The organism is Succinivibrio sp. (assembly GCF_045124615.1).
Lineage (GTDB): Bacteria > Pseudomonadota > Gammaproteobacteria > Enterobacterales > Succinivibrionaceae > Succinivibrio > Succinivibrio faecicola.
The window spans coordinates 1-4,523 of the sequence record NZ_JBGVMC010000240.1; the positions used below are offsets into that span (position 1 = coordinate 1).

General features: G+C 36.6%; 4 protein-coding genes. All 4 read right to left on the minus strand.

All coding sequences use genetic code 11. The annotated features are described in order from the left end of the window. Positions 1 to 153 precede the first annotated feature (153 nt). Complete coding sequence (locus ACJML3_RS06315) at positions 154 to 480, minus strand: hypothetical protein (RefSeq protein ID WP_406021610.1); 327 nt, start codon at positions 478 to 480, stop codon at positions 154 to 156. A 68-nt stretch (positions 481 to 548) separates the two neighbouring features. Then, positions 549 to 1,061, minus strand: coding sequence for a hypothetical protein (locus ACJML3_RS06320; protein WP_406021612.1), 513 nt, complete (start codon positions 1,059 to 1,061; stop codon positions 549 to 551). A gap of 38 nt (positions 1,062 to 1,099) precedes the next feature. Continuing rightward, on the minus strand, positions 1,100 to 2,920 hold the full coding sequence (locus ACJML3_RS06325; RefSeq protein WP_406021614.1) for a hypothetical protein: 1,821 nt from the start codon (positions 2,918 to 2,920) through the stop codon (positions 1,100 to 1,102). Between the two features lie 110 nt (positions 2,921 to 3,030). Next, a partial coding sequence (locus tag ACJML3_RS06330) for a phage tail tube protein (protein ID WP_406021616.1) occupies positions 3,031 to 4,523 on the minus strand: 1,493 nt, incomplete at its 5' end.

A 4,523-nucleotide genomic window follows, 5' to 3' on the forward strand; every position in this document is an offset into this window, starting at 1 on the left:
GTGTAGCTGTTGAAGTCTGTTATCTAAGGAAGACATTTTTTTGACATATGAGTCTCCGTCAAACTCAACATGCATCCTTATGTCAATATCACTCATAAAATCACCTCGTAGCATAGTATAAACTAAAAAGGAGGTTATACAAAATAACCTCCTTTATTTATGGTTTAACGAGTTTTTTGACTTTAAACTGTCCGTCTTTTTCTGCTGTTCTTTGTTGATTATTTCAATGTAATGTTCATCCAATCCTCTGACAAAATAGATTAAATCGTCTTGCAGTTCTTCTGAAAAATCATACACTTTTGCATAAGCGACAATATCTAAAAAAGGGATATATCCAACAGCAAAGCCAACAGGTCTTTGGGTGTTTAGGTCTTTAAAGGCTTGAAAAAAAATCAGTAAATGTTGTGGTAAATCGGGAGCGTTCTGCTCTAATTTTGTTTGCACATTTAAACTTACTTTTTGGCCAAACCTTTTAGCCATCGCCACAGCTCGTTCAAGGTTTTTATGTTCTTGTGAGCTGTGGTAATATCCGTAATCAAAAAACTCGATTAATGTTTTAAATCATTTCGTCTGTTACATGCTAAAAAGTTTGAAATTTCAGCACTTTGATCCATAAGCCATCTTAACAGTTCGGCAAAGTCAGCGTCACCTAACAATTCTCTAGCAGTATCTTTTGAATACTCAAGTTCTTCACAGATAGGATTGCCGTCAACATCTAATATCATGTTGCCATCTTCGTCTAATTTGGCAGAATACTTTAAATCTTTCCAACCGACAAGGATTTCGTCAACAAAGATATTTGCAAGTCTCTTAGAGATTTTAGAAAGTTCTTCAACGGCCTTGTTATCGTCAGGCTTTGTTTCAAGTCTTTTCTGCAAGGCTGATAACTTCTGCAATTCAGGAGTGATTTTGGCCTGATAAGAAGTGTTAGTAGGGCTGATACGCTTTACACAGAAAGCAGGATAGGTATTATCGTCATTGACAAGATCAGTGTACTCGACCCAAACGCCAGCCTTTTCAGCGTTTTTGTCGGTGAAGTATTTTGAAAGTAATCCACCCATTTTTATTTCCTCTATTTGTTAAAAGTACAGATATTATATCACAAATTATTGTTATATAAATAAATTAAATTGCCACAATCATATATTTTATCATAGCCGTTATTCAGCATGTTTTCATATTCTGTTAAATTAGGATCGTAATTCTCTAACATTTTTGCTAATTTATGTTTTTGGAATTTTAAGCGAGAATAAGTCTGATCCCCTTTAACATAATAATAATTAGGTTTTGTTTCGCCTTTAAACTCAAAGCCAAGTTGCTCATAAACATCGCCTTTGCTAAATCGTCTGTTGGCATAACTAATTATTGTTCCTTTATGATTACTAATAAAATGCTTGAACAATTTACTAGCACCACCCACAACACAAAAACCTTTAAGCGTACACAAGCGTAGCAATTCATAGTCATACTTTTTATCATAACGAGATTTGCCAAAAGTAATAAGCTGTACTAGCTCATTGTTGTAATATAGGCCATATCTGATACTGCTTACACATGAACCTTGCAAATGGTTGTTATCGAGAAAATTCAAACTTTCTCCAAAATCAACCTCTCTTATCTCACACTTACGAGCATAGATACGCTGATTTAAACCAAGTTTGTTGTTAATCATAGACTTCCATATTTCCATATCATCATCTTCAAACACATGAAATAACTGATAGCCTTTATCAGCACAACCTTTTGTTTTGTTTAAATGGTAATTCATATCCTTACCATTCTGTAATGAGTGCCAATAAATTCCATCAAATTCTATTGCTAACTTTATGTCAGGCAACACCATATCAAGTTCAAAACCACCTAAAATAGTCTTATCATTCTGATATTTGTTTTCGCACTGAATTGATTTAAACAGTTCTTCTTCTGCAATACTGCTTCTGCCACGATGCCAATCATTATTTCTGTTAATTATGTTGTTTTCTCGTTTAAATCTATCAGCCATTGTTCTGCCAACTTTAAAGAACGCACAAAACTCATTTATCATAAATTCGTTGTTTTCATCAATAAAGTTTTCAAGCACATCTTCACGATTGTACATTTCTACATGAGGTCGATTTAACTGCTGAAAATTCTCAACACCATGCTTTTTAAAAAAGGTTTTTTTGGCTTTTTCTCTGCTCAGTTGCTTATAATTTTCTCCGTGTTTTTCGATGCAGATTTGCTCATATTCAGCACGTTTTTGAGGATCTGCAAAGTTACATACATAACCATATCTATCCATGTTTGTCTGTCTGATTTTGTCTTTAACTTCCTGTGCTTGACTTGCACATCTAACACCATACTTCTGCAAATTTGTTTCGACTATTTTTGCTTTAATCAATGGATTTTGCATGGCTAATATTCCACCATGATTACGCTTATTTGTCTCTAGCATTTTGCGTTTTATTTCTTCATTCTGACTAACGTATTCGCAACCGTATTTAGCAAGATTTGTACGCTTTTTCTTTTCAGCTATTTCTTTACAACGTAATCCATCTTCACCAAACTTTTCAACAATGGTCTGCTTAACACGCTTATTGATAACTTCCCTGTCGCTTTCCATACATTCTTTTGAACAGTATTCATGTACTGACGGAATTATTTTTCCGCACATCTTACAAGTGTTACATGTATCAGTTATAAACTCCCACAGAAATTTATTGCCGTGTTTAAAGTTCTTAAAATACTTTTGATCTAAACTTGCTTTTAGTTTAGGAAAAACATCGTCAACAAGCTGAAAATAGTATGCTCTGTAACGCTCTACATTAGGAGTGTTTAACAGCACTTCTTTACATGCTGATTTAATATCCTTGCCGTTATCAATAAGTTCTTTTGTTTTGTTTAACATTTCTGTTAAGATTGTTTGTCTTTTGTTACTCATTTGTTTACCTCTAAATTACCTAGATAAACATATAATACCACCAAAAATAAAAAAGTCAACAAAAAAGGCTAGATATTTCTACCTAGCCTTTAACATTTTAGCAAAAACTACTAATCACTAAAGCCTGTCATATCACTAGCCATAGCTACGTCAGGTAAGTAATGGAAGTTCTGCATAGCAAAAGTATAACCATACTTACTCTTAGCACCATTAGCAGTTAAGTCCATCATCAGTGGTTCACCATCTGATACGCTAGGAATTGAAGAACCCATACCCATCATAGGGATGTCAAACGCAATACCCTCGTTGTTACGAGACATGATGATTTGCATACCTACGTCAATGTTCTCTTTCAGAGACTTGATTACATCTGCATCTGTGAAATATACATTAGGATTTGCCGTAACATCGAATTTTCCGACAGAAATATCAAAAGCTCCGAGACAACCTACTGCTTTATTTTCGTTGGTATTATTGTTAATGGTGATGTTACCACTGGTCATAAACGCAAACAGTTCAGCAGGAGCAGTCTTTTCAGGGTCGTTAGATACGGTGCTGAGACATGCGAGGTAAACTTCATTAGCGTTATTGTAGCCCTTTTCATCCCATGCATCAAGACGAGTACCAGTAGCGAGAGTACCTTTCTTGGTATAGAAACGGCAACCTGTAAACTGATATTGGATCTTGGAGAGAGCAGAGTTTTCAACAGTGATAGTCATTTCAGATGGAACACAACCACTTACATAAGAAGCCTGTGGAATGGTATTTTCCTGATCCGCAAACCCAAGACGTTCCTCGATTGTATATGTGGTTCTCTTAATCTTATCAATATCCTTTTCATTGTGGATAGTGATACCCCAGAACAGGTCAACAGTGGTAGAGTCTTCTGCTGACAGTTCGGCAGGGTTGGTGGTAAAGTCGAGAACTAAACCATCTTCTTCGATAGCACCGATACGAGCGTAGAAAGTGCCGTTAGTAGCAAACTTGTTAGTGTCACCACCGACAAAGATCCACTGACCGATTTCAAGACCGAGTTCGTCTGCGTCTGTAAAGCCGAGCTTAACCTTACCTGTTACGCTGATTGTAGCTGATACAGTCTTACCTACTACTTCAATAACGCCATCGCCAGCAGTTTCGGTAGTAACGCCACCTGCACTTGTAACAGTGATTACGTTATCTGCAACAGAATCGACAGTCTTTAAGCCGTTGTTAGCACTGATGGTAAAGCCGTGAGCATAGATAAGAGAGCCAGCACCAACACTTGAAGTATCGAAAGTGGTATCGGTTAAAGTGTAGGTATCGGCAGAACATGCTACAGTAGTGCCTGCTGAGTTAAGAGGTTTTGTGGTAAAAGGTTCGTGAGCTTGAGCAAAACAGAAACCTTGAAACAACTCTAATGCGTTATTCTGAGAAAGTTCCTGAGTGAAGTCAGCACTCGCAGACAGGTCAGTAATAGCACCACGAGAATTTTGTCTATCAGGTCTAATGATAGTACGAGAGGTTTGAGTGGTTTCACCACCAACATCACCGATTTCTGATGGCTCTAATTGTTGCCAAACAGGAGTCGCAGGAAGCACGTTAATGCTTTGCTCCTTTGCCATAT